This is a genomic window from Pseudalkalibacillus sp. Hm43, from assembly GCF_054170705.1.
In genome coordinates this window covers 818,100-844,040 of sequence record NZ_CM135129.1, presented here as the reverse complement: position 1 = coordinate 844,040, position 25,941 = coordinate 818,100, and the positions used below count along the sequence as shown (strand labels likewise).

Below are 25,941 nucleotides of genomic sequence, written 5' to 3'. Positions count from 1 at the left end.
GCTAATTGTAATACTATTCAGAAAATAGGTAGTTGATTACAAAAATGGAAGAGCACATTCGACTGTTCATTGAATATCTACAGATTGAGAAGAACAGTTCATCCCATACCATACTGAATTATCAAAAAGACATCGAAGATTTTGTAGACTTTACGAAGCAGCAAGGCTTGGACCAATTTGCTGCTGTTTCTTATGTACATGTGCGCCATTATCTCACCATCTTGCATGAGAAAGAATATGCTCGAAAAACAGTGGCACGGAAGATCTCCTCTTTAAGAAGTTTATATCGGTTTTTGCTAAGAGAAGAATTCGTGTCTGAAAATCCATTCCAAATGGCTTCGTTACCAAGGAAAACAGAGCGACTCCCCAAATTCTTTTATCAAGAAGAACTTGAGGAGTTGTTTAAGGTTTCAGACCTTACTACTCCCCTTGGGCAGAGGAACCAGACTCTTCTCGAAATCCTCTATGGCACAGGGATTCGTGTCAGTGAACTTTGTCAATTGACCGTGAAAGACATTGATACGAACATCGAGACGATCCTAGTACAAGGAAAAGGTCGGAAAGAGAGGTATGTTCCGATCGGAAGCTATGCATTGGAATCTTTGAATCGTTATTTGAATGATGGAAGAAAGAAACTGATGAAGACACATTCACACGATAAGTTGTTCGTGAATTATAGAGGGGAACCACTTTCTCATAAAGGGGTCAGAAAAATATTGCAAAAAATGATCAAGTCGACTTCCTTGACGATGAAAATCACTCCCCATATGATGCGTCATACTTTTGCGACCCATCTATTGAATGAAGGAGCTGATCTGAGAGCGGTACAGGAACTCTTAGGGCATGCACAACTCTCGTCCACTCAGATTTATACACATGTTACGAAAGACCGTTTACAAGAGTTATACCGTTCCTATCATCCAAGAGCTTAGGAAGAGAAAAAGAATGATGGAAGGAGGTTTTCGGAATGGGTTCATTTCATGCAACAACGATTTTCGCAGTAAGGCATAATGGAGGATTTGCGATGGCTGGTGACGGTCAGGTGACCTTCGGAAATGCTGTCGTCATGAAACATACTGCCAAGAAAGTCCGTAAATTGTATGGTGGAAAAGTGCTTGCAGGATTTGCGGGATCTGTGGCAGATGCATTCACTCTTTTCGAAAAGTTCGAAGCGAAACTGGAAGAGTACAATGGAAATCTCCAACGTTCTGCTGTAGAACTTGCTAAGGAATGGAGAGGGGATAAGATTCTCAGAAGGTTAGAGGCGATGCTGATCGTCATGAATACAGAATCCATGCTTCTCGTTTCAGGTACAGGAGAAGTGATCGAACCGGACGATGGAATCCTTTCCATAGGTTCAGGCGGGAACTATGCATTAGCAGCAGGCAGAGCGTTGAAACGTCACGGTGAACACTTGAGTGCTGAAGATATTGCAAAAAGTGCTTTAGAAATTGCTGCTGACATTTGCGTTTATACGAACGATCAAATTATTGTAGAACAATTAACGTGAAACGGGGGAGTTTGACACGATGAAAATGGATTACACACCAAGACAAATTGTCGAACGGCTGGATCAATTCATTGTCGGTCAGAAAAGTGCGAAGAAGGCGGTCGCCATCGCCCTCAGAAATCGTTACCGTAGAAGCATGATCGATGAATCGATTCGTGATGAAGTTGTACCGAAGAATATTTTGATGATTGGTCCTACAGGAGTGGGAAAGACAGAAATCGCTAGACGGTTGGCGAAGATTGTAGGAGCGCCCTTCATTAAGGTGGAAGCTACGAAATTCACTGAAGTGGGCTATGTAGGTCGTGACGTTGAATCTATGGTCCGTGATCTCGTTGAAACATCCATCCGGATCGTAAAAGAAGAGAAAATGGCTGATGTGAAAGAGCGTGCAGAACAGAATGCCAACAAACGTCTCGTCGAATTGCTTGTCCCTTCGAAGAAGACAGAGCAAAGCGCGTACAAAAACCCGTTGGAAATGTTGTTTGGTGGAAACCAACAACCAAACGATACTACATCACAGGCAGACCAAGAGCAAGATCAGATTGCCGCGCGTCGGAAGCAAATTGCGCACCAGCTGGCACTAGGTGAGCTGGAAGACCGTTATGTCACCGTTGAAGTGGAAGAACAGAATCAGAATATGATGGATATGTTCCAGGGCTCTGGCTTAGAGCAGATGGGTATGAACATGCAAGATATGCTTGGCAGCTTCATGCCAAAGAAAAAGAAAAAGAGGAAGCTTACAGTCAAGGATGCAAGGAAAGTCTTGACCCATGAAGAAGCCCAGAAATTGATCGATATGGATGAAGTCGGCCAAGAAGCTGTTACAAGAGCGGAACAAACGGGTATGATATTCATAGATGAGATTGATAAAATCGCAGGTAAAGGGAATCAATCTGCAGATGTTTCGCGTGAGGGTGTACAAAGGGATATCTTACCGATTGTAGAAGGATCGACAGTCGTCACGAAATATGGACCGGTAAAGACCGACCATGTACTGTTTGTCGCTGCAGGTGCGTTTCATATCGCAAAGCCATCTGATTTGATACCTGAATTGCAAGGGAGATTTCCGATCAGGGTAGAGCTCAACAGTCTAACGATCGATGATTTTGTTTCTATTCTAGTAGACCCTGACAACGCACTGACAAAACAATATAAAGCACTTTTGAAAACGGAAGGTATAAACATAGAATTTTCTGACGATGCTATTCGTAGAATTGCAACGATCGCTACAGAAGTGAATCAACATACCGACAATATCGGTGCGAGAAGATTGCATACGATCCTTGAGAGGCTGTTAGAAGATTTATCTTTCGAAGCCCCGGATATTTCACTCGAAACGGTTACAATTACTCCTGAATATGTCGATGATAAACTAGGAGCTATTGCAAAAGACCGAGACTTGAGTCAATACATTCTATAATACTTAGGAGGAGTTCCAAATGAATTTGTTAGAGAAAACACGTAAAATCAATGCCTTATTACAAGAGTCTGGTGGTAAACCAGTTAACTTTAAAGAAATGGCGGGAACACTTTGTGACGTCATCGAAGCGAACATCTTCGTCGTCAGTCGCCGAGGAAAACTGCTTGGATATTCCCTCGTACAGGAAATTGAAAACGAGAGAATGAAAAAGATGTTGGTCGATCGTCAATTCCCAACCGAGTATACGAAAAACTTGTTCAATATTACAGATACTTCCTCTAACCTTGATATCAACAGTGACTATACGGCATTCCCGGTTGAAAACAAGGATCTCTTCAATGAAGGTCTTACAACAATCGTACCGATTGTCGGTGCAGGTGAAAGACTAGGGACATTGATCCTTTCTCGTTTGAATGAATCCTTCAAGGACGATGATTTGATTTTGGCTGAGTATGGTGCAACTGTTGTTGGTACTGAGATTCTTCGTGAAAAGACAGAAGAAATTGAAGAAGAAGCTCGTAACAAAGCTGTCGTACAAATGGCAATCAGCTCATTATCTTATAGTGAATTAGAAGCGATTGAGCACATTTTTGAAGAGCTTGATGGTAACGAAGGACTACTTGTTGCCAGTAAAATTGCAGACCGTGTAGGAATCACACGATCTGTCATCGTCAACGCACTCCGAAAACTGGAAAGTGCTGGCGTTATCGAGTCTCGTTCACTTGGTATGAAAGGGACGTACATCAAAGTACTGAATGACAAATTCCTTCACGAACTATCTAAATTGAAAGCTATGTAACGCTGAGCATGCAAGAGACTAGACCTGAAAGGGTCTAGTCTCTTTTTGTTTTCTCTATTTTTATTAATGGGTGTCCTCAAAAAATAATGAAAGCAGAGAGGAGAAGAATTAAAGAACTTAATGAAAAAATTGTCGAATCTTAACATCTATTGGCAGGTATTGCCGTTTATAATGGAGAATAGATAGTAATGGAATACCATAAATGTCGAATAAGCAAATAGTCCCGGTTTTTTAATGGGGCTTTATATCGAAAAAAATCGAAATGTTGCAAATTACATAGACAGTTACACATTATTTCTATAAAATACATCTGAAAGCTACTTAGAAATTGTTGGGTTTTAAGGAAATTTTACTATAAGGAGGATAGATATGCTAGATTCAGGTATGATTCGACATCTTGAACATGCATTAAACTATCGTTCTGCAAATCACAAGGCTATCGCCAACAATATTGCGAACGCTGATACACCGAATTATAAAGCGAAATCGGTGGCATTCAAGCAGACGTTCAATGAGTCACTCAAGGCTTATCGGACGGATGCGAAACATGTGCCATTCTCTTCAGAAGCGGGATCTACATCTTCTTATCAGATAAGAACGAACCAGAATTCTTCTTATTCGCATAATGGAAACAATGTGGACGTCGATCAAGAAATGGCGAAACTCGCAGAGAATCAATTGCATTATCAAGCACTTGTTCAAAGATTAAATGGAAAAATGAATTCTATGAAAATGGTGTTGAAGGGAGGCAGATGATAGATGGGGATGTTTGATTCAATGAATATTTCAGCTTCTGCCCTGACAGCACAAAGACTGAGGATGGATGTCGCATCTTCAAACATAGCCAATGCGGATACGACTCGAGGTGAATTCGTCAATGGTGAATGGCAGCCATATCGCAGAAAGATGGTGGTCCTTCAACCAAAGTCTGCTAGTTTTCAATCGATGTTGTCTAAAGCACAGAGCAGTAACCAAATGGAAGGCGTCAAAGCTGTTGAGTTGCGAGAGGATGAACAACCATTCAAGTTGGTGTATCAACCGGAACATCCTGATGCGGATGATCAAGGTTATGTCAGACTTCCTAATGTGGATCCGTTGAAGGAAATGGTGGACTTGATGAGTTCGACGCGTTCATATGAGGCGAATGTTACTGTAATGAATGCAGCAAAAGGGATGTACATGAAAGCGTTGGAAATCGGCAGATAAAATCTTTTTATAGGAGAAGATGATTTATGGAATCCGTTTCTTTAATGAACAAACTGTCGAATCAGACAGTTGTCAAAAGCTCAACTCCTGACCAAGCTCGTACTGAAATGGCATCATCTTTCAAAGAGATGTTAAAGCAGGTCAATGACGCACAAATCAAGTCGGATGTCGAAACGGAGAAACTGATCTCTGGAAAGACGGATAACCTACATAATGTGATGATCACAGCGGAAAAGGCAAGCGTTACGCTTCAAACCGCTGTTGAAGTGCGTAATAAAGCTATTGAAGCTTACCAGGAAGTTATGAGGATGCAAGTTTAATTGCATATTTAAACTATTAATTTATTCGTACATAACTTTCGAAATGTGAAAATGTTTTTTGTCCATGGAAAATAATTTTTTTCGATGGATGACGACCGGGGGATAAAATGAACGAAAAGATCACGTCATACAAGAATCAAATGTCGCAATATTGGAATGAACGTTCAAAGAAACAAAAAGCGTTGATCCTTGGTTCTATCATCGGGTTATTCGCCTTCGTCACCATACTAACGGTCATCATTTCAAACGATCAATATGTTCCATTGTATAGCGGGCTCTCCCCGGAAGAAACCGGGCAAGTGAAAAGCAGCCTAGAAGCCAAAGGGATTCCTTATGAAATATCAAGTAACGGCACAGTGATTCTGGTGCCTGATCAGCAAGTGGATGCATTGAAAGTAGAACTTGCAGCAGAGGGTACACCTAAAAGTGGTGCTATCAATTATGAATTCTTTGGTGAGAACAACGGTTTTGGAATGACAGATAAAGAATTTGGGGTTCTGGAACGTGCAGCAATGCAAACTGAACTGCAAGATTTGATCGGAAGTATAGACGGCGTTCAAAATTCCAAAGTAATGATCAATTTACCGAAAGAGAATGTGTGGCTCACAGATGCCGAACAGACTGCTTCAGCTTCTGTCGTACTTGATTTGAAACCAGGATACACATTGAAGGAGCAACAAGTGAATTCGTTGTATCACTTGGTTTCGAAAAGTGTACCGTCCTTACCTATCGATAATATCGTCATTATGGATCAATATTTTAACTATTTTGACTTAAATAATCCAAATGAGCAGTCCAACACGTTGACCGCATATGAACAGCAGAAGACGATCAAGGAAGACATCGAAAAGGATCTGCAAAGAAACATCCAGAGAATGCTTGCTACCATGATGGGTCCTGAAAAGGTCGTCGTATCTGTTACGACCGACATCGATTTTACGAAAGAAAAAAGACAAGAGGAGCTTGTCGAGCCTGTCGATAAAGACAAGATGGAAGGCATACAGATGAGCGTGGAGCGTATCCGCGAAACATACACTGGTAATGGTGCACCTCCAGGAGGGGTGGCAGGAACTGGTGAAGAGGATATTCCTTCTTATCAAGGAGAAGATGGAGGATCAGGGGATTACCAGCGTATCGAAGAGCGAATCAACAATGAAGTGAACAGAATACATAAAGAAGTTGAAGAAGCTCCTTATGAGATCAGAGACATCGGTATCCAGGTCATGGTAGAGCCGCCGACACCGGATGACCTCAATTCTCTACCCGCTGAACGGATCACCGATATCGAACAGGTGTTAAGCAGTATTGTCCGAACGACGATTTCAAAAGACATATCCAACGAAATTACAGATGATGAAGTTCAACAGAAGATCATCGTATCGGCTCAGTCCTTTGAAGGGAAGATGGAGATGCCGGAACCGACGCCCGTCATTCCGACTTGGGTTTACATAGTAGGAGGCGCACTACTTGTACTCATCATTTTATTGATCATCCTTCTGCTTAGAAAGAGAAAAGAAAAAGAGGACACTGATGAGGATTACAGTTCAATCAATTATCAAGTCGAGGAAGTACCGGATCTACAACCTCAACGAACTGAAGAATCTACACGCAAACAACAGCTGGAGAAATTAGCGAAGGACAAGCCTGATGAATTTGCCAAGCTATTACGCTCATGGCTTTCTGAAGATTAGGAGGTGGACCAGTGGCAAGGGGATTGCAAAAATTATCGGGAAGAGAAAAGGCTGCGGTCCTGTTAATCTCATTAGGACCTGACGTATCTGCACAGATTTACAAGCATTTAAGCGAAGAGGAAATTGAACGATTGACTTTAGAAATTTCGAATGTAAGAAAAATCGATTCTACAGTGAAAGAAGACATCATCGATGAATTCCATCAAATTGCATTAGCGCAAGAATACATCACTCAAGGTGGAATCGGATATGCCAAGACCGTCTTGGAAAAAGCACTCGGCTCGAATGAAGCTTCATCGATCATTCAACGGCTGACGTCGACTTTGCAGGTTCGTCCGTTTGATTTTGCCAGGAAAGCCGATCCAGGCCAGATTTTGAACTTTATCCAGAATGAACACCCGCAGACGATTGCACTTGTATTATCATATTTGGATTCAACCCAGTCTGCACAAATACTTTCAGAGCTACCTCAAGAAGTTCAAGCAGATGTCGCCAAAAGGATTGCATTAATGGATCGGACATCACCCGAAGTCATTACGGAAATTGAGCAGATTCTAGAGCAAAAACTTTCAACGACTGTTACCCAGGACTTCACATCAGCTGGTGGTATCGAAGCAGTTGTAGAAGTACTAAACGGAGTAGATCGAAGCACCGAGCGTACGATACTGGATGCACTGGAAGTACAAGATCCAGACCTGGCAGAAGAGATCAAGAAGAGGATGTTCGTATTTGAAGACATCGTCACGTTGGATAGCCGTTCCATTCAACGTGTCATCCGAGAACTTCCGAACGAAGATCTATTACTCTCACTGAAAGCTGCAAGCGAAGAAGTGAAAGAAATCGTATTCCAGAACATGTCGAAACGGATGGTCGAAAACTTCCAAGAAGAAATGGAGTACATGGGCCCTGTCCGATTGAGAGATGTAGAAGAAGCACAATCAAGAATCGTTTCGATCATCCGAAGATTGGAAGAAGCTGGAGAAGTGGTCATTGCACGTGGTGGAGGAGACGATATCATTGTCTAGAGTCATCAAATTTTCTCCTGTAATCCAGAACAGTGATACAAAGCCTGTTGAAATTAAACGACTGAGTGCGTTCCAATCCAAGGAATCCTCTGCAGAGCAGTCCAATCATGAATCCAATTTGAGAGATAAGGCTGAGCATGATGCAGAAAAGCTTTTGACAGAAGCAAGACAAGAAGCAGAGCGGCTCGTCTCAGAAGCTCAAAATGAGATAAATCAGAAGTTGGAAGAACTTGCACAAAAAGAAGCTGACCTGCAGTCCTATATCTCGAAAGCCGAACAAGAGGCAGCTGAAAAAGGGTATCAAGAAGGTTATGAGCAAGGGCAGAAAAATGGAGAAGAAGAATACCGTTCTCTGATCGCAGAAGCGAATCGAATTCTTGCCAGTGCACAATCCCATCATCATCAGAAGATGATGGAATGTGAACCGGAGTTGATTGAACTGAGTGTTTCCGTTGCAGGAAAGATCATCGGCGAAAATCTGGATTTCGAGGACAAATGGAAGACATTCATCAGTGAAGCGTTGAATCAGGTGAAACAAGAAGAGGATATTAAATTGTTCGTCCCGCCCAAACACTACACTTCATCAGTGGAGTTGGCTAAAAACCTATCATCCATCTTCAACACAGAAATCATCGTTTACCCGGATGATTCAAAAACGGATCTTGGTTGTGTCATTGAAACGAAGTACGGACAAATCGACGCTTCAATTGATAGTCAGCTAGAAGAACTGAAGGAAAAATTATTAGAGCTTGTAGGTGAACATAATGAACATCACTCGGGTTCTGGAGTCACTTGATAAAATCGATCCTTACAAACGGTATGGAAAAGTCAATCGTGTAATCGGTCTTATGATTGAATCGAAAGGACCTAGAACTTCCATTGGAGATGTTTGTTATATCCATACCGGCGAAGGACTGAATAAACGGATTCCGGCAGAAGTGGTCGGATTTCGGGAAGAGAATGTTTTGTTGATGCCTTTCACTTCCATTCAGGAAATTTCACCAGGGAGTCTGGTGGAAGCGACAGGAAAACCTTTGCAGATCAAAGCAGGTGAAGCATTAATCGGTAAAGTGCTCGATGGACTGGGGAAGCCGCTAGATGGTGATTCCTTACCCTTCGGTCTGTCATCGCGGTTGACCGATACGCCGCCACCGAATCCGATGCACCGACCGAGGATATCCCAACAGATCAGTTGTGGAGTAAGAGCGATCGATAGCTTCCTGTCCATTGGAAATGGTCAACGTGTCGGTATTTTTGCTGGTAGTGGGGTTGGGAAAAGTACACTTCTAGGGATGATTGCTCGACAATCAAGTGCCGATGTGAACATCATCGCTTTAATCGGAGAACGTGGTCGAGAAGTAAGAGAGTTCGTTGAACATGATCTCGGTGAGGAAGGATTGAAAAAGTCCATCGTGGTCGCTGCGACATCTGACCAACCAGCTTTGCTACGGATTAAAGGAGCACTCACTGCTACAACACTTGCAGAATACTTCCGCGATCAAGGTAAGAACGTCATGCTCATGATGGATTCTGTCACCCGGGTTGCTATGGCTCAAAGGGAAATCGGTCTTGCCGTCGGAGAACCACCGGCAACGAAAGGGTATACCCCATCCGTATTCGCTTCACTCCCTAAGCTGTTGGAACGTTCAGGAACGAGTATGAGTGGTAGTATTACCGCATTTTACACAGTTCTTGTGGATGGTGATGACTTGAATGAACCTATTGCGGACACCGTTCGAGGAATACTGGATGGACACATCGTGTTAGATCGGAACTTAGCGAACAAAGGCCATTTTCCTTCCATCAACGTTTTGAAAAGCGTCAGTCGAGTGATGAACAATATCGCAACTCCTGAGCATATTGCATACGCATCAAAAGGCCGGGAATTATTATCGGCTTATGCAGAGTCTGAAGACCTCATTTCCATCGGTGCCTACAAAACCGGGACCTCTAAGAAAGTGGATGAGGCAATCGCTTATCAGCCGAAAATCATGGAATACCTTCGACAAGAGACGTATGAAGATGTAACAGCTGCTCAATCCGCTGAAGAACTGGCAAGACTTTTTCATGAGAGGTGAAAATCGTGAGTTTTCAATTTAGGATGGATCAAGTACTAGACTATAAACATCATGAAAAAGAACGTACACACAAGGAGTATATGGAAAGCCAAACAATCTTCGAAGAAGTCGGCTACGAATTGTATGGCCTTCTGAAGAAAAAGGAAGTTTTAATAGAAGAGCAATCTCAAAGGATCCAGCATGGAGAGCAAGTGAGGAACATTCAACAGATCAATTACTTTATCGATCGATTGGATGGACAAGTGAAACTTCTTCAGATGAAATTACAACAAGCTAGAGACACCATGAATCAAACCCATGAGCGATTGGTGAATCAGACCATCGATGTAAAGAAATATGAAAAGTTGAAGGAAAAACAGTTTGATCGGTATCAAGAATATGTAAAGTCAGAAGAGATGAAGATCACCGATGAACTTGCAGTTTTACGACATACGACAAATGGAATCAGGTGAGGTCATTGGAGAAGAAACCGAATAAAGCCTTATGGTTTTTACTAGTTATCGTCATTCCGCTCTTATTCGCAGCTTCCTTGTCTGTCATCATTTTCTCTCTGATGGGCGTGAACTTGATTGAAAAAGGGAAAAACTATGCCGCTAACGTCCCCGTCATTTCAGAGTGGGTTGAACCTACGGATGTGAAAAAGCGCTCGACAGAAGAGATGATGTTGACTTTGGAAAGTCAAGTGAAGACCTTACAAGCGGAAAATGAGAAAGCGGAAGCTGAAGTTTTGCAACAGGAGGAAGTCATCAAGCAACAACAATCCGACATTGCTCGATTAAAGAACCAATTGCAAGATAAAGAGTCTGAACAAGCCGACCAGAAGAGTTCATTAGATCGACTTTCAGAAGTATACAGCACGATGCCTGCAGGAAATGCTGCTCAGATTTTTGAAACAATGGATCAATCGGAAGCTGCTATCATCCTGACGAACCTTGAGACAGATGCACAAGCTGCCATCTTAGCTGAAATGGATCCTGCTACAGCCGCTGAACTGACGAAATTACTAACGAATGGATAATTCATATGAATTGAAAGGGGGTGAACACGAATGACATCGATCCCTACGATGATGATGCAATCCACGGTCATGAATGGTAATACAGCTACACAATCGAAACATTCAGGAGCAAAAAGCGATACATTCAAAGGAATGATTGCTTCCCAAATGACCCATGGTACGGCATCCGGAACATCTAATGTAAGCATTGATCAGTTGATGACCTTGCTTGAGGATTTTAAGCGTTCTTTCAATGCAGAAAATGGAACAGACCTGACATTGGAAGAAATCGTGGACCATCTTCAAAATGAACTGGAATCACTAGGCTTTGGTAACTTCCAATCTCTCTTGAAAGAGGTGGATCGGACATTGCCGATTACCGTTCCTTCCAAATCAAATATGAGTGGTAGTGGGTTTCTTTTACAAGTTCAGGGTGGAACGAATGCTTCAGCTGGTAAGACCGATTCCGCTGCTCAGCAATCCAAGATTTCACACCTCGTGGATTTGTTGAAGTCGTCTGGTACAGCCGAAAGCACACTCCATGAATTCGTCAAATTTATGAGCAAAACAGACACTGGTAAATATCTACCCCAACTTACCAATTTAAAACATTTGTTGAATCAGGTTCAGAACCAGCTTCAACAAACCCAATCTGGGGATAAGAGGACGTCATTGTCAAATCAATTGGGAACACTGCAAAACAAGCATCATGCACTCATACATACATATCAATCAGCATCCCAAAAGGCTAACGAACAGACAAATGGCAACAAACCTATCAAAGGATTGACGATAGAAGCTCCGCAAATACTTGGATTATCTTCATCTCCAAATCTGATGAGTAAAGTAGAACAATATGTTCTTCATGCTCCTCAAGAACAAGAATCACCGGCGCGATTTCTCAATGAAATGGCAAAAATGATGAATCGCGGAAGACTCATGAGCCTACCGAACGGGAACACGCAATTATCCATAAAATTATTCCCTGAGAACCTTGGGGCCTTAGACATCCAAATCGTCCAACGGAATGGTGAAATTGCAGCAAAGATCATCGCTTCTACAGCACAGGCAAAAGAGTTGATCGAGACGAACCTGAATCAACTTAGGCATGTACTCCAGGGGCAGAACATTACAGTCAACCAAATTGAGGTCAGCAACCATGTGCCCGATTGGATGAATGATGAACGCGAAAAGCAGAATTCAGAGAATCCTTTTGGAAGAGAACAAAAAAATGAGAATGAAGACGAAGAGAACGGACCTCAAACTTTCCAGCAATGGATGGAAGAATTAGAGGTTGAAGGGGAGGTTTAATCCAGAATGGACAATAAGATTCAACAAAGTCTATTCTTACCAGATCAACAGATCAGGAAGACCGGCAGTTCAAATTTGGGGAAAGATGACTTTTTGAAGATATTGGTCGCTCAACTAGCCAATCAAGATCCATTGAAGCCGATGGAAGATCGGGAATTCATCTCTCAGATGGCGAACTTCTCAAGTCTTGAGCAGATGGTGAACATGAACCAGACATTGAACAGTTGGGTTGCCCACCAAAATAATGGCCAACTTCTCCAATACAGTGAATTGATCGGGAAAAAAGTGACTTGGATGGACTCAGGTGAAGATGGAAACGAAACGCATACAGGAACAGTCGCTAAAATTCACTTTGAACAAGGGGAAACGACGATCGAGTTGGAGGATGGAACGAAAGTGACACCAGCTCAAGTAACGACACTTTCTGCGTAAATTAAATATCGAGGTGGTCAAATGCAACGAATCTATCAAACTCCGATCACTTCAGCTATACCGCCAAACAGCAAAGTGGTCAAACATGATCAGAAATCAAATACCAATTTCAAGGAAGTTCTAAGAAACCAGGTACACAATCAAGAACTCAGAGTTTCAAAACATGCAAATTCCCGTTTAGCAGAACGAAACATCACGATCGATCAGATGACTTGGGACAGAATCAATGAGAAGTTGTCTGAGGCAAAGCAGAAAGGGATCAAGGATTCATTGGTTCTTGTGGGAGATGCAGCACTTGTTGTCAATGCGGACAACCATACAGTCATCACTGCAATGAACCGGCATGAAGCTTCAGAACATATTTTTACGAACATTAATGGCGCAATCGTAATGAATTAAGAGCTGGACCTATTAGGGGGCTCGTACTTCTGCCGAATGACAGAGGCAGGACTTAAAATTGAGAGGGGAAATGATGTAATGCTTCGATCCATGTATTCAGGTATTAGTGGGATGAAAAACTTTCAATCCAAATTGGATGTTTTAGGGAATAACATCGCAAACGTCAACACATACGGATTCAAAAAAGGGAGAACGACATTCAAGGATCTCGTCTCCCAGCAAATTTCCGGAGCAAGTGCACCTAATGCAAACCGCGGGGGTGTGAATCCAAAGCAAGTCGGTCTTGGATCACAGTTATCGACGATCGATACCATCCATACGCAAGGAAGCTTGCAGACTACAGGAAGACCGCTTGACCTTTCCATTTCAGGAGATGGCTACTTCGTCGTTTCAGACGGTCCGAATGATTTCTACACAAGAGCAGGTAACTTCTACTTAGACCAAGGCGGTACACTTGTAAACGCTGACGGATTAAGAGTTCAAGGTGCAGGTGGTGACATTACTATTCCGACCGATGCTGAAAGTTTTAGTATCGGGAACGATGGTACCGTGAATTACATTGATAATGCTGGAAATGTCGTTTCGGCTGGCCAAATCAGCATCTCTAAATTTGCGAACAACGGTGGACTTGAAAAAGCAGGTAGCAACCTATATCAAGAAACAACTAACTCCGGAGCTGCAAATGTAGTGACTGCAGGGACTGCTGGAGCGGGTGAAATCGTAGCGGGTACATTGGAAATGTCCAATGTCGATCTATCTGAGGAATTCACAGAGATGATCGTTGCCCAGCGTGGTTTTCAGGCCAATACAAGAATCATTACGACTTCAGATGAAATTCTCCAGGAACTAGTCAATCTAAAGAGATAAAGTGAGGTGACCGGGGCTGGATAAGTCCAGCCCCACCTACATTATGATTGAACTTACAAAGTTGAATGGGCAGAAGTTCACACTAAATGCAATCTATATCGAGCAGGTCCAGGCGTTCCCGGATACGACGATCACTCTCACAAATGGAAGGAAGTTCTTAGTCAGAGATTCCGTCAACGAAGTCCAGGAAGCGGTGAAAGAGTTTTACAAACAGATCTCAATCATCGGCTTGCCGATACAAAAGGGGGATGACGATGAAAGGTAGCCTCGTCAAAACGATGCTGGTCATGCTATCTGCTATTACAGTTTTAGCGATTGCCGGCGTAGTCCTATACATAAATCTTTCTGGAGATGACAAAAAAGCTTCAGGGAAATTATCAGCCGATGAACTGGTGGAATTATCTGTAACGACAGAAGAAATCATGACGAATCTTTCAGATGAAGGTTTTGCAAAAGTGACCTTCCGAATCCAGGTGGATAATCAGAAAGCCAAAAAGGAACTGGAGACGAGGATGTTTCAGATCCGCAATTCGATCATCTATCAATTATCAGGTACACAGGCAGAAGATCTGAAGGGTCCAGAAGGAATTGACAAACTCGAGCAAGATTTACAAAAGACCATCAATGGATTTTTGGAAAACGGAAAAGTCGTCAGGGTCTTCACAACCGAGAAAATCGTACAATAACTCCATGACTTGATGCAGAAAAGAGGTGAGGCTGTTGGCTGAAGTATTATCTCAGAACGAAATCGATGCGCTGTTATCCGCACTTTCCACCGGAGAGATGGATGCGGAAGAATTAAAGAAAGAAGAAGCTGAAAAGAAAGTCAAAGTCTATGATTTCAAAAGGGCTTTGCGGTTTTCAAAGGATCAGGTAAGGAGTCTTACCCGGATCCATGAGAATTATGCGAGACTGCTAACCACTTTCTTCTCAGCACAATTACGTACATATGTACAGATTTCTGTCGCTTCTGTCGATCAGATTCCATATGAAGAGTTCATCCGCTCGATACCGAAGATGACCATTCTCAACCTATTTGAAGCCCCGCCTCTTGAAGGGCGGTTGCTGATCGAAGTCAATCCGAACATCGCATATGCCATGCTCGATCGTACCCTGGGTGGACAGGGAGCAGGCATGAATAAGATTGATAGTTTGACAGAGATCGAAACGAAAATCATGAACCAACTGTTTGAAAAAGCGTTAGATAGCTTCGGTGAAGCATGGTCGACGATTGTCGATGTGGAACCAGAAATGGTTGATTTCGAAGTAAATCCGCAATTCCTTCAGATGGTTTCACCAAACGAGACCGTTGTTGTCATTTCTTTCACGACAACGATCGGAGAGACAAGCGGAATGATCAATATTTGTTTACCGCATGTCGTATTGGAACCAATCATCCCAAAACTCTCTGTCCATCATTGGATGCAGAAGAAGCAAAGGGATAAGCTGCCAGAAGAAGTTGAAAAGCTTGAGAGACGTGTCAAGAATGCGATGCTTCCTCTTACAGCTGAATTAGGTCGCTGTGCCATTTCCGTACAGGAATTCTTGTCACTGGCAACCAACGATGTCCTGGAGTTGGATCAAAAAATATCCGCTCCATTGAATATTAATGTCCAGGGAAAGAACAAATTCATTGGACAACCAGGTAAAGTGAAAAACCAGATGGCCGTTCAAATCATAGATGTTTATAAAAAGGAGGAATTTGACGATGAGTGATGACATGCTCTCCCAAGAAGAAATCGATGCTCTATTGAATGGAGGCGGTGATGATTCTTCAGATTCCAGTGAAGAAGAAGAGCTGACCGTCATCGAAAAAGATGCGATCGGCGAAATCGGGAACATTTCTTTCGGTAGTGCTGCGACTGCATTATCAACTCTATTGAATCAAAAAGTGGAAATCACGACACCAAGCGTGACGGTCGTTCGTAAATCCGAACTTATTGATGAATTTCCGAAGCCACATGTAGCTGTCAATGTCAGTTATACTGAAGGCTTTGATGGATCCAATCTACTTGTCATCAAGACCACTGATGCACAGATCATAGCAGACTTGATGCTTGGAGGGGATGGGACGAATCCGCACGGAGAGCTTGGAGAACTTCACTTGAGCGCCGTTCAGGAAGCGATGAACCAGATGATGGGGTCAGCATCGACGTCGATGTCTACAGTCTTTAACAAAAGGGTCGACATTTCACCTCCGAGTATTGATTTGATGGACATCAACTCAGATGAAGGCACAGATAACATCCCGGACTCAGAATTGCTCGTCCAAGTGTCCTTCAAATTGAAGGTGGGAGATTTGATCGATTCGAGGATCATGCAATTGGTACCTCTGTATTTCGGTAAAGATCTTGTCGATCAATTGATGAATCCAGAACCGATGCAAAATCCGGAAGAGGAAATGAGTTATGAGGAACCTCCTCAACAATCTGCTCCTCAACCTCAACATGTCAGTGAACCAGCTGCCGAACGTCCTGCACAACAACCGACGCCTCAGCCTGCACCTCAGCCGAGAGCGGAACCTTCTTATCAAAATAGAAGACAGGAAAATGTCCATCCCGCTGCGTTTACGGACTTTTCACAACAAGAGCCTGTAACAGTGGATCAGCGCAATTTGGACATGTTGTTGGACATTCCATTACAGGTGACGGTGGAGCTCGGACGGACGAAACGATCCGTGAAGGACATCCTCGAGTTGTCGCAAGGGTCGATCATCGAGCTTGATAAACTGGCTGGGGAGCCGGTAGATATCCTGGTCAACCAGAAGCTTATCGCAAAAGGGGAAGTTGTCGTCATCGATGAGAACTTTGGTGTCAGAGTTACAGAAATCATCAGTCAAAGAGATCGCTTAGAGAAATTACAATAATCCTAGGGGGAATAAAAATGGCTAATCGAATTTTAATTGTGGATGATGCAGCATTTATGAGAATGATGATCAAGGATATTCTTAGTAAGAATGGCTTTGAAATTGTAGGTGAGGCTGCAGACGGCGCACAAGCAGTTGAATTATATAAAGAACATACGCCTGACCTTGTAACGATGGACATCACAATGCCAGAGATGGACGGAATCACTGCGTTGAAGGAAATTCGAGGCATGAATCCGGATGCGAAAGTCATCATGTGTTCAGCTATGGGGCAGCAAGCGATGGTCATCGATGCCATTCAAGCAGGTGCAAAGGACTTTATCGTTAAACCGTTCCAGGCGGATCGTGTTTTGGAAGCTATCAAGAAAACACTAGATGCATAAGTAGGTGCTATTTTTGAGTTGTAAACGAATTGTACGGGTCCTGTTAATCGTTATTGTACTTGGGTTAGGACCCGCTCCCATCCATGCGAACACACCACAGACTCCAACCGATTGTACAACGGTTGCAGATTGCATGAAAGAAGAGAACAATCAAGAACAGTCAGAGTCAAACAACGGGAGCGTGGAGACAGTCAATACGAATTCGAGTGTATCCTCTGTAGGTACGATGTTCAAAGTACTGTTCGCTCTTGCGTTTGTCGTGGCATTGTTGATTCTTGTGCTGAAGCTATTACATAAACGTACCCAAGTCGTCCAGCAAGGCAAAGGAATCCAAACACTCGGCGGTACGATGTTGGGAAATCACCGATCCGTCCAATTGGTGAAGGTTGGTAACCGGATTCTCGTCGTCGGAGTCGGTGATAACGTTGAACTGATCAAAGAGATCGAAGACCCGGACGAAATCGACTCACTATTACGGATGAATGAGTCCCCATCATCACCTGGAGACTCGATCAAAGGCTTGAATAGCTGGTTCAATGCTTTGAGGAACAACGATGCACAACAAGGCAAATCGAATTTCAGGAATATCCTTGATAAACAGTTAAGTGACTCCAAACAAAAGAGAAACTCGATTTTGGAAGCAATGAAGAAGGGGCATGACAATGATTGAAGTACCAGGTATCAGCAATGAGCTGTTCAACAATAGTCCAGAAAACGTAGCTACTACAGTTCGATTGTTAGTCCTGTTGACCGTCTTGTCATTAGCACCGGCGTTTCTTGTCCTGATGACCTCTTTCACAAGGATCATCATTGTTCTATCATTCGTCCGGAACGGATTGGCGACGCAACAAATGCCACCGAATCAGGTTCTTATCGGACTCGCACTCTTTTTGACTTTTTTCATCATGGGCCCTGTTTTATCAGATGTGAATGATCAAGCACTGACCCCTTTCTTAGAAGGTGAAATATCTCAGGAAGAAGCGATGGAACAAGCGAGCATACCTATGAAAGAGTTCATGGCAGAGCATACGAGGCAGAAAGACCTGGCATTGTTCATGAATTATACAGGAGAAGAACGACCTGAAAGCGTTCAGGACATTCCGCTCACTACACTCGTCCCTGCATTCGCCATAAGCGAATTGAAGACGGCATTCCAAATGGGCTTTATGATCTTCGTTCCGTTTCTGGTTATTGATATGGTGGTTGCCAGCGTGTTGATGGCGATGGGGATGATGATGTTGCCACCGGTCATGATTTCTTTACCGTTTAAAATCTTGTTATTCGTATTGGTCGATGGATGGTACTTGATTGTCCGTTCCCTATTAGAGAGTTATTAGATCATTTAAGAGAAGGTGCTGCTTTCCATGGATACACAATTCGTCATATCACTTGCAGAAAAAGGAGTCTATACGACTCTGTTGATTAGTGGACCACTTCTGATCTTAGCTCTCGCGGTCGGTTTGTTCGTCAGTATCTTTCAGGCGACGACGCAGATCCAGGAACAAACGCTTGCATTCATTCCGAAAATCGCAGCAGTGCTTGTATCACTCATCTTTTTCGGTCCATGGATGTTGACCCAGATGATCACATTTACGCATGATCTATACAGCAATATCAACCAATATATAGGATTGTAATCGTATATGGAATTTGTAAACATGCTTCCAGCTTTCTTGCTTGTATTGGTCAGGGTCACCGGCTTCATGGCAACAGTACCGATTTTTTCATACCGCAACATCCCGGTGATTCATAAAATCGGACTTTCTGTCGCGTTATCATTCATTATTGTTACAACAATCCAAAGTCCGCTCATTGCACTCAATGGAGAGTATTTCCTGTTGTTGATCAAAGAGTTGATGGTTGGATTGAGCATCGGATTCATCGCCGCAATCCTACTGTATGCTTTACAAGTTGCAGGTGGATTCATCGATTTGCAGATGGGTTTTGCGATTGCCAACGTGTTCGATCCCCAGACTGGGATCCAATCACCGCTGATCGGGCGTTATTTATATATCTTCGCCATTCTTTTTCTGTTGAGCATTGATGCGCATCACATGATATTGAATGGGATTTATCAGAGTTATCAATTCGCTCCCATCGATGAATGGATCTTTATGTTCGGAGAGGGGAATGTGGCGAGGCTCGTTTCGGATACTGTAGTGACGATGTTTTACATCGCGTTCCAAATGGCCATACCGGTTGTCGGCTGTCTGTTTCTAGTCGATCTCGCACTCGGTATCGTTTCTAGGACCGTACCGCAAGTCAACGTATTTATCGTCGGTTTACCGTTGAAGATCTTTGTCAGTTTCTTTGTATTGTTGCTTGTCATTCCGATCATGTTCCAAATGATCGAAGCTTTATCGATCGATATGCTCGAAACGATGAGAAAAATGATGAAATTGTTAGGTGGTCAATAGCCTATGTCCTATCGTTCGCTTGATTTACAGTACTTCTCTCAGGAAAAGACGGAAAAAGCAACCCCGAAAAAGCGGCAAGACAGCCGTAAAAAAGGTCAGGTTGCCAAGTCGAGCGATGTGAATACTGCCATTATCTTATTAATCGTATTTTTATTTTTATGGCTTATTGGTCCCTTCATGTTGAACTCATTACTCGGCATTTTTCAGATGAGCTTCCGTGAATTCATACATTTCGATGTTACAACAGAAAACATTCAGCAAGTCATGGCATCCTTAGCCTTTGAGGCAGCGAAGATCGTTGCCCCAGTACTCCTGGTCGCAATGGTGGCCGGAGTAGCTGCCAACTATCTGCAGGTCGGTGTCCTCTTTTCGACGGATCCGTTGAAACTGAAGCTAGAACGGATCAATCCGTTGAAAGGCGTCAAGAGAATCTATTCGATGAGGGCAATCGTAGAATTGCTTAAATCAATTCTGAAAATCTCTCTCGTCGGATTCGTGACGTTCGCCATCCTTTGGTTGAAAAGGGATGACGTACTCACCCTATCAAAAGGTACCGCTGAACATTCATTGACGGTCATCGGCACCCTGACGATCCAGATGGGGCTCGCAGCCTCCGTTCTGCTGATTTTCCTTGCTGTGTTGGACTACACATATCAGAAGTATGACTTTGAAAAGAGCATCAAAATGAGTAAACAAGATGTCAAAGATGAACATAAGAAATCCGAAGGGGATCCTTTGATCAAGTCAAAAATCAAAGAAAAGCAAAGACAGATGGCGATGCAGCGGATGATGCAAGAAGTTCCACAAGCGGATGTCGTCATCACGAACCCGACTCATTATGCGATTGCATTGAAATACGATGACGGAAAGATGGATGCACCCGTTGTAGTAGCGAAAGGTGTCGATTATGTCGCACTAAAGATCCGTGAAGTAGCGAAGCACCATCAAATTGAAACGGTCGAAAACCGTCCTCTTGCCCGTAGCCTTTATGACCAGACGGAAATTGGAGATACAGTACCAGAAACCTTATTCAAAGCCGTTGCAGAAGTACTCGCTTATGTCTATCGATTGAAGAAATTAGTTTAAGAGATTCATTGAAGAATTAGAAGGAGCGTACAACGATGAAGCCTAGAGATCTGACAGTCCTACTCAGTGTCATATTAATCATCACGATGTTGATCATACCGCTTCCGACGTGGATGCTCGATTTTCTTATCATCACGAATATATCCTTAGCTCTGCTGATCATCCTCATCGCGATGAATACGAATGAACCGTTGCAGTTTTCGATCTTTCCGTCGCTGTTGCTCCTTGTCACGCTCTTCAGACTTGGTCTGAATGTCTCGACAACGAGATCGATCCTGAGCCAAGCGAAGGCAGGTAATGTCATCGATACATTCGGGTCGTTCGTTGTGGCAGGGAATGTACTCGTCGGTTTTGTCGTTTTCGTCATACTGATCATCATACAATTCGTCGTCATCACCAAAGGGTCGGAACGTGTTTCTGAGGTTGCTGCAAGATTTACGCTAGATGCGATGCCAGGGAAACAGATGAGTATCGATGCGGACTTGAATGCCGGTTTGATTTCCGAAAGGGAAGCTCGTGAGCGTAGACAGAAGATTGAACAAGAAGCAGATTTCTACGGAGCGATGGACGGGGCAAGTAAGTTCGTAAAAGGAGACGCAATTGCCGGAATCATCATCGTCATCATCAATATGATTTTCGGAATCATCATCGGTATGGTCCAGCAAGGTATGCCACTGTCAGAAGCTTCTGGAACTTATACGTTGTTGACCGTAGGTGACGGACTAGTCAGCCAAATCCCAGCGTTGATCATCTCAACTGCAACAGGAATCATCGTAACGCGTGCAGCGTCTGATGGGAACCTTGGACAAGATATCTCGAAGCAATTGCTTGCCTATCCCGCCATGTTGTATGTTGCATCAGCAACCGTATTCCTTCTAGGACTTTTCACACCGATACACGATGGTTTCACAATTCCGATTGCATTATTGCTTGCTTTTGGAGGATTTCAGTTGAGTCGTGTCGAAAAACAACGAAAAGTATCTGAAGAAGAGGTTGAAGAAGAAGTTCAGACTGAAGAGTTCAAGAGTCCGGAAAGTGTCGTCAATCTCTTACAGGTAGACCCGATTGAATTCGAGTTCGGGTACAGCCTCATTCCTTTGGCCGATACGAGCCAAGGTGGAGACTTGCTCGATCGGATCGTCATGATTCGCCGTCAACTAGCTCTGGAACTCGGTCTTGTCGTTCCTGTCGTTAGGATCAGGGACAATATCCAGCTACAACCGAACGAATACCGAATCAAAATCAAAGGGAATGAAATCACAAGGGGAGAACTTCTCCTGGATCATTACTTGGCTATGTCTCCAGGTGTTGATGATGAAGAGATTGAAGGGATTGAGACGGTTGAACCAGCATTCGGTTTGCCAGCACTGTGGATTTCAGAAGATCTGAAAGAGCGTGCTGAGTTGTCTGGTTACACGGTAGTCGATCCACCATCTGTCGTATCGACCCATTTGACCGAAATCATCAAGAAGCATTCCCATGAATTGCTGGGAAGACAAGAAGTGAAGCAGCTAATCGAGCATTTGAAAGAATCGCATGCTGCCCTTGTTGAAGATGTCACTCCAGATCCATTGAACATCGGGGATATTCAAAAAGTGCTTTCCAAGCTATTGAAAGAAAATATCTCCATCAGAAATCTGCCGATCATTTTTGAAACACTTGCTGATTATGGACAAATGACGAAAGATACAGACCTACTTACAGAATACGTGCGTCAATCGTTGTCACGCCAAATTTCCAAGCAATTCGGAGATGAACAATCCAGTTTGAAAGTGATCACATTGGCGGGAACCGTTGAAAAACGCATTGCTGAATCTGTCCAGCAGACCGAGCATGGCAATTATCTCGCTATGGATCCGAATGATTCACAAGCGATCTTTGATTCGATTACGAATGAAATCAAAAGAGTGAAAGAAGTCAGTCCGATGACGGTTCTATTATGTTCACCGGCCGTCAGGATGTATGTTCGACAGTTGATAGAACGATATCTACCTGACGTCACTGTGTTGTCCTACAATGAGTTGGAACCTGATCTGGAAGTACAAAGCATAGGGGTGGTGAATGTCTGATGAAAGTGAAAAAGTATATAGCACCGACTATGCCCGAAGTGATGAAGAAGATTCGAAACGATCTTGGTAAAGATGCAGTCATTTTGAACTCTAAGGAAATCAGGACTGGAGGTTTTCTCGGTTTTTTCACAAAACCTTCCTTGGAGGTTGTGGCTGCTTTAGACCCTGAGCCGATCTATACGGACAAAAGCAAAGAAACCGAACAGTTCAAGATGCCGAATAGACCAACCAGTATTAAGAAGACTGAAACCAAAGAATTCAATCGTTCTGACTACGATGAAATGCAGAAACTGTTACGAAGTCTGGCAACGGAGAAAAGCCATTCGAGCCATCTTCCTCCAGAAATCGTAACCATCATGAACCACTTGGAGGAACAAGGTGTCCATCATGAACTGCGAGATCTCATTTCTAAACAGCTGTTGAAAAAATGGTATCAGGAAGATTCTGAACAGGAAGCAAATGATAAACTACTGGATTGGGTGAGGGAGATCGTGCTCTCCATTTTACCGGAAGAAGGATTTGGTGGTTTTCAATATGATAAGAAATTTTTGAATCTGATTGGACCTACTGGTGTGGGGAAAACGACTACCATAGCAAAAATCGCTGCAGATGCAGTCCTGAATAAAAAGAAGAGAGCTGCACTCATTACGACAGATACATACCGGATTGCGGCAATCGAGCAATTGAAGACCTACGCAGAGATCTTGAATATTCCTCTCGAGGTAGCTTACAACCATGAGGATTTCATTCAAGCGAAAGAAAAGTTCCGTGATTATGACGTCATACTCGTCGATTCCGCTGGACGTAATTTCAAGAACGCAAAATATGTAACTGACCTGGAACACATTTATCAATTCAATGAGGAAATGGAAAATTTCCTCGTACTTTCACTTACATCCAAGCATGCTGATATGGTGAAGATTGTAAGCCAATTTGAAAAAGTTCCAATTGATAAACTAGTGTTCACGAAGCAGGATGAAACGGAAACATACGGAGATATTTTGAATATCAGTCATCAAACTGGCATTGGTGTAGCGTACATCACAATTGGTCAAAATGTACCGGATGATATAAAAGAAGCGAGTCATCAACAAATCATAGACCTTGTCATCGGAGATGTCCAACATGCATGATCAAGCGGAAATGCTCCGAAAACGGTTGGGGGATGACAAGAAGCAAGCGAAAGTATGTGCAATCGCAAGCGGTAAAGGTGGCGTCGGAAAATCAAATGTAACGGTCAATCTTGCCATCTCGCTTGCACAGTCAGGCTCAAGGGTAATCGTGCTTGATCTCGATATCGGCATGGCGAACCTGGACATTTTGATGGGGGTCCATTCCAAAGCGAATATCGTCGACCTCGTAGAACAGGAACTTTCCATTATAGAGATCATAGAGAACGGTCCTGGAAAGATCGATTACATCGCAGGCGGTAACGGATTGAATAAACTGTTCCAATTGAATGAGCGCCAGTTTCAACATTTCACTGAGCAACTTCAAGTGATCCATGATCTTTATGATTATATCTTTCTTGATATGGGAGCAGGTGCTTCAAAGGATAGCTTGCAATTCATCACTGCTGCAGATGAGGTATTGCTTGTTACTACCCCCGAGCCCACAGCAATTACAGATGCATATGCGATGTTGAAATTCATTTTGAGGCAAGAGCCAATGACCAAAGTATCTGTCATCGTCAACCGAGTGGAGAATCCGAAGGAAGGAAGAGAAATCGGTAAGCGAATCCAACTGGCCGCGACGCAATTTTTACAGAAGGAAATCGAGGTGTTAGGTGTCCTGCCAGATGATGGTTTGGTTTTTAAAGCCGTGAAACAACAAATCCCTTACACGCTCCATTCACCTCATGCTCCTGTCTCCAGGGGAATGAAACAGTTGTCCGACGCCTACAAAAAAGGATCTGAAATGAAGGGGATGCAAGAGGAAGGGTTTCTACAACGATTTTCGCGATACTTTTTTAGAAAGCAGGGTGCCAAATGAACATGATAAAGGTGTTGGTTGTTGATGATTCCGCTTTCATGCGGAAAGTCATCTCAGATTTGCTATCCAGCGACCCATCTATAGAAGTTGTTGGTACTGCAAGAAATGGAGAAGATGCGTTAAACAAAATCTCGAAACTTTCTCCGGACGTTGTCACACTTGATGTAGAAATGCCGGTGATGGATGGGTTGACCACTTTGAAAAAAATCGTGGATCATTATTCGTTGCCAGTCATCATGGTCAGCAGTGTCACCAAATCTGGAGCGAAGCAAACGATTGAAGCCATGCAGAACGGTGCAGTGGACTTCATTTCAAAACCATCTGGATCCATTTCATTAGACATACATAGAATTCAAGGAGAATTGGTTGAAAAGGTCAAAATCGCAAGCCAGGCGAACTTACCGAAAGACTTTACTGAACAACCTCCTATCCAACCTGACCCCATCACACCGAAAGTACCATTGAAGTCAGGGGCAAAAGGCGAGAGGAAAAAACTGATTTCGATCGGAACTTCTACAGGTGGTCCGAAAGCACTTGTTGAGGTCATATCCAAACTTCCGAAAGAAATCAACGCTCCTGTGCTCATCGTGCAGCATATGCCGGAAGGGTTCACTAAATCATTGGCTGAGCGATTAAATAAATTATCTGAATTGAATGTAAAAGAAGCAGAAACAGGTGAACGGATCAAAGAAGGCTGTGTATATATCGCACCGGGAGGTCACCACCTGAAAGTGAAGAAAGATACAGAAGGCTTATATGTCCAGCTTGATGATGAAACACCGCCGACTAGAGGACACCGTCCCTCTGTAGATGAAATGTTCAATAGCCTGACACAGATCGAAGACTACGAAAAGATTGCCGTCATCATGACCGGGATGGGTTCAGACGGCACAAACGGTCTTTTATCTTTAAAGCAGGATGAATCGACGATTGCCATTGCTGAATCAGAAGAGACTTGTGTAGTGTTCGGAATGCCGAGGGCTGCCATCGCTACGACTAAAGTAGATGAAATCGTACCTGTAAACAGCATAGCTGAAAGAATCGTCCATTATTTAAAGTAGGGGGTTGTACAT

General features: G+C 43.2%; 31 protein-coding genes. All 31 read left to right on the top strand.

Features of this window, described 5'->3' with window-relative positions:
- The first annotated feature begins 44 nt into the window (after positions 1 to 44).
- The 31 genes from xerC (at position 45) to ACXQIQ_RS04360 (ending at position 25,929) form a co-directional block, all read left to right on the top strand.
- Positions 45 to 932, top strand: coding sequence for a tyrosine recombinase XerC (gene xerC / locus ACXQIQ_RS04510; RefSeq protein WP_439301937.1), 888 nt, complete (start codon positions 45 to 47; stop codon positions 930 to 932).
- A gap of 35 nt (positions 933 to 967) precedes the next feature.
- Positions 968 to 1,510, top strand: coding sequence for an ATP-dependent protease subunit HslV (hslV, locus tag ACXQIQ_RS04505; RefSeq protein ID WP_439299940.1), 543 nt, complete (start codon positions 968 to 970; stop codon positions 1,508 to 1,510).
- A gap of 19 nt (positions 1,511 to 1,529) precedes the next feature.
- Positions 1,530 to 2,930 (top strand): HslU--HslV peptidase ATPase subunit, encoded by a 1,401-nt coding sequence (hslU, locus tag ACXQIQ_RS04500; RefSeq protein ID WP_439299941.1) that lies wholly within the window; start codon positions 1,530 to 1,532, stop codon positions 2,928 to 2,930.
- Positions 2,931 to 2,949: 19 nt separating this feature from the next.
- Complete coding sequence (gene codY, locus ACXQIQ_RS04495) at positions 2,950 to 3,729, top strand: GTP-sensing pleiotropic transcriptional regulator CodY (protein WP_226550964.1); 780 nt, start codon at positions 2,950 to 2,952, stop codon at positions 3,727 to 3,729.
- Between the two features lie 369 nt (positions 3,730 to 4,098).
- Complete coding sequence (gene flgB, locus ACXQIQ_RS04490; protein WP_439299942.1) at positions 4,099 to 4,485, top strand: flagellar basal body rod protein FlgB; 387 nt, start codon at positions 4,099 to 4,101, stop codon at positions 4,483 to 4,485.
- 3 nt (positions 4,486 to 4,488) lie between these two features.
- Positions 4,489 to 4,935, top strand: a complete 447-nt coding sequence (flgC, locus tag ACXQIQ_RS04485; RefSeq protein ID WP_439299943.1) for a flagellar basal body rod protein FlgC — start codon at positions 4,489 to 4,491, stop codon at positions 4,933 to 4,935.
- A 26-nt stretch (positions 4,936 to 4,961) separates the two neighbouring features.
- A complete protein-coding gene (fliE, locus tag ACXQIQ_RS04480; RefSeq protein WP_439299944.1) occupies positions 4,962 to 5,255 on the top strand; it encodes a flagellar hook-basal body complex protein FliE in 294 nt (97 codons plus the stop codon).
- 107 nt (positions 5,256 to 5,362) lie between these two features.
- Positions 5,363 to 6,946 carry a flagellar basal-body MS-ring/collar protein FliF gene (gene fliF, locus ACXQIQ_RS04475; protein WP_439299945.1) on the top strand — a complete coding sequence of 528 codons (1,584 nt, stop codon included), beginning with the start codon at positions 5,363 to 5,365 and terminating at the stop codon, positions 6,944 to 6,946.
- A gap of 11 nt (positions 6,947 to 6,957) precedes the next feature.
- Positions 6,958 to 7,971 carry a flagellar motor switch protein FliG gene (fliG, locus tag ACXQIQ_RS04470; protein ID WP_439299946.1) on the top strand — a complete coding sequence of 338 codons (1,014 nt, stop codon included), beginning with the start codon at positions 6,958 to 6,960 and terminating at the stop codon, positions 7,969 to 7,971.
- Positions 7,964 to 8,767: a flagellar assembly protein FliH gene (gene fliH / locus ACXQIQ_RS04465; RefSeq protein WP_439299947.1), complete on the top strand. Its 804-nt coding sequence runs from the start codon at positions 7,964 to 7,966 to the stop codon at positions 8,765 to 8,767. The genes fliG and fliH overlap by 8 nt, the downstream gene beginning before the upstream one ends.
- Positions 8,736 to 10,049, top strand: coding sequence for a flagellar protein export ATPase FliI (gene fliI / locus ACXQIQ_RS04460; RefSeq protein ID WP_439299948.1), 1,314 nt, complete (start codon positions 8,736 to 8,738; stop codon positions 10,047 to 10,049). The genes fliH and fliI overlap by 32 nt, the downstream gene beginning before the upstream one ends.
- A 5-nt stretch (positions 10,050 to 10,054) precedes the next feature.
- Positions 10,055 to 10,501 carry a flagellar export protein FliJ gene (gene fliJ / locus ACXQIQ_RS04455; protein WP_439299949.1) on the top strand — a complete coding sequence of 149 codons (447 nt, stop codon included), beginning with the start codon at positions 10,055 to 10,057 and terminating at the stop codon, positions 10,499 to 10,501.
- A 5-nt stretch (positions 10,502 to 10,506) separates the two neighbouring features.
- A complete protein-coding gene (locus ACXQIQ_RS04450; RefSeq protein ID WP_439299950.1) occupies positions 10,507 to 11,067 on the top strand; it encodes a MotE family protein in 561 nt (186 codons plus the stop codon).
- Between the two features lie 30 nt (positions 11,068 to 11,097).
- Entirely contained in the window at positions 11,098 to 12,357 is a 1,260-nt protein-coding gene (locus ACXQIQ_RS04445; protein WP_439299951.1) for a flagellar hook-length control protein FliK, read from the top strand.
- Positions 12,358 to 12,363: 6 nt separating this feature from the next.
- Positions 12,364 to 12,789 (top strand): flagellar hook assembly protein FlgD, encoded by a 426-nt coding sequence (gene flgD / locus ACXQIQ_RS04440; RefSeq protein WP_439299952.1) that lies wholly within the window; start codon positions 12,364 to 12,366, stop codon positions 12,787 to 12,789.
- 21 nt (positions 12,790 to 12,810) lie between these two features.
- Complete coding sequence (locus ACXQIQ_RS04435; RefSeq protein ID WP_439299953.1) at positions 12,811 to 13,188, top strand: TIGR02530 family flagellar biosynthesis protein; 378 nt, start codon at positions 12,811 to 12,813, stop codon at positions 13,186 to 13,188.
- 78 nt (positions 13,189 to 13,266) lie between these two features.
- Positions 13,267 to 14,055, top strand: a complete 789-nt coding sequence (flgG, locus tag ACXQIQ_RS04430) for a flagellar basal body rod protein FlgG (protein ID WP_439299954.1) — start codon at positions 13,267 to 13,269, stop codon at positions 14,053 to 14,055.
- 43 nt (positions 14,056 to 14,098) lie between these two features.
- Positions 14,099 to 14,320, top strand: coding sequence for a flagellar FlbD family protein (locus ACXQIQ_RS04425; protein WP_439299955.1), 222 nt, complete (start codon positions 14,099 to 14,101; stop codon positions 14,318 to 14,320).
- Positions 14,310 to 14,741, top strand: a complete 432-nt coding sequence (fliL, locus tag ACXQIQ_RS04420; RefSeq protein ID WP_439299956.1) for a flagellar basal body-associated protein FliL — start codon at positions 14,310 to 14,312, stop codon at positions 14,739 to 14,741. The genes ACXQIQ_RS04425 and fliL overlap by 11 nt, the downstream gene beginning before the upstream one ends.
- 31 nt (positions 14,742 to 14,772) lie before the next feature.
- Positions 14,773 to 15,771 carry a flagellar motor switch protein FliM gene (gene fliM, locus ACXQIQ_RS04415; protein ID WP_439301938.1) on the top strand — a complete coding sequence of 333 codons (999 nt, stop codon included), beginning with the start codon at positions 14,773 to 14,775 and terminating at the stop codon, positions 15,769 to 15,771.
- Positions 15,764 to 16,921 (top strand): flagellar motor switch phosphatase FliY, encoded by a 1,158-nt coding sequence (fliY, locus tag ACXQIQ_RS04410; protein ID WP_439299957.1) that lies wholly within the window; start codon positions 15,764 to 15,766, stop codon positions 16,919 to 16,921. Before fliM ends, fliY begins: the two co-directional genes overlap by 8 nt.
- A gap of 17 nt (positions 16,922 to 16,938) precedes the next feature.
- Positions 16,939 to 17,304, top strand: a complete 366-nt coding sequence (locus ACXQIQ_RS04405) for a response regulator (protein ID WP_226550896.1) — start codon at positions 16,939 to 16,941, stop codon at positions 17,302 to 17,304.
- A gap of 13 nt (positions 17,305 to 17,317) precedes the next feature.
- A complete protein-coding gene (locus ACXQIQ_RS04400; RefSeq protein ID WP_439299958.1) occupies positions 17,318 to 17,974 on the top strand; it encodes a flagellar biosynthetic protein FliO in 657 nt (218 codons plus the stop codon).
- Positions 17,967 to 18,641 carry a flagellar type III secretion system pore protein FliP gene (fliP, locus tag ACXQIQ_RS04395; protein WP_439299959.1) on the top strand — a complete coding sequence of 225 codons (675 nt, stop codon included), beginning with the start codon at positions 17,967 to 17,969 and terminating at the stop codon, positions 18,639 to 18,641. Before ACXQIQ_RS04400 ends, fliP begins: the two co-directional genes overlap by 8 nt.
- A gap of 27 nt (positions 18,642 to 18,668) precedes the next feature.
- Entirely contained in the window at positions 18,669 to 18,941 is a 273-nt protein-coding gene (gene fliQ, locus ACXQIQ_RS04390; RefSeq protein WP_439299960.1) for a flagellar biosynthesis protein FliQ, read from the top strand.
- A gap of 6 nt (positions 18,942 to 18,947) precedes the next feature.
- Entirely contained in the window at positions 18,948 to 19,721 is a 774-nt protein-coding gene (fliR, locus tag ACXQIQ_RS04385) for a flagellar biosynthetic protein FliR (RefSeq protein ID WP_439299961.1), read from the top strand.
- 3 nt (positions 19,722 to 19,724) lie between these two features.
- Entirely contained in the window at positions 19,725 to 20,807 is a 1,083-nt protein-coding gene (flhB, locus tag ACXQIQ_RS04380) for a flagellar biosynthesis protein FlhB (RefSeq protein ID WP_439299962.1), read from the top strand.
- Positions 20,808 to 20,842: 35 nt separating this feature from the next.
- On the top strand, positions 20,843 to 22,876 hold the full coding sequence (gene flhA / locus ACXQIQ_RS04375; RefSeq protein ID WP_439299963.1) for a flagellar biosynthesis protein FlhA: 2,034 nt from the start codon (positions 20,843 to 20,845) through the stop codon (positions 22,874 to 22,876).
- Complete coding sequence (flhF, locus tag ACXQIQ_RS04370) at positions 22,876 to 24,009, top strand: flagellar biosynthesis protein FlhF (protein ID WP_439299964.1); 1,134 nt, start codon at positions 22,876 to 22,878, stop codon at positions 24,007 to 24,009. Before flhA ends, flhF begins: the two co-directional genes overlap by 1 nt.
- Positions 24,002 to 24,868 (top strand): MinD/ParA family protein, encoded by an 867-nt coding sequence (locus ACXQIQ_RS04365; RefSeq protein WP_439299965.1) that lies wholly within the window; start codon positions 24,002 to 24,004, stop codon positions 24,866 to 24,868. The genes flhF and ACXQIQ_RS04365 overlap by 8 nt, the downstream gene beginning before the upstream one ends.
- Positions 24,865 to 25,929 (top strand): protein-glutamate methylesterase/protein-glutamine glutaminase, encoded by a 1,065-nt coding sequence (locus ACXQIQ_RS04360; protein WP_439299966.1) that lies wholly within the window; start codon positions 24,865 to 24,867, stop codon positions 25,927 to 25,929. The genes ACXQIQ_RS04365 and ACXQIQ_RS04360 overlap by 4 nt, the downstream gene beginning before the upstream one ends.
- Positions 25,930 to 25,941: the final 12 nt, after the last annotated feature.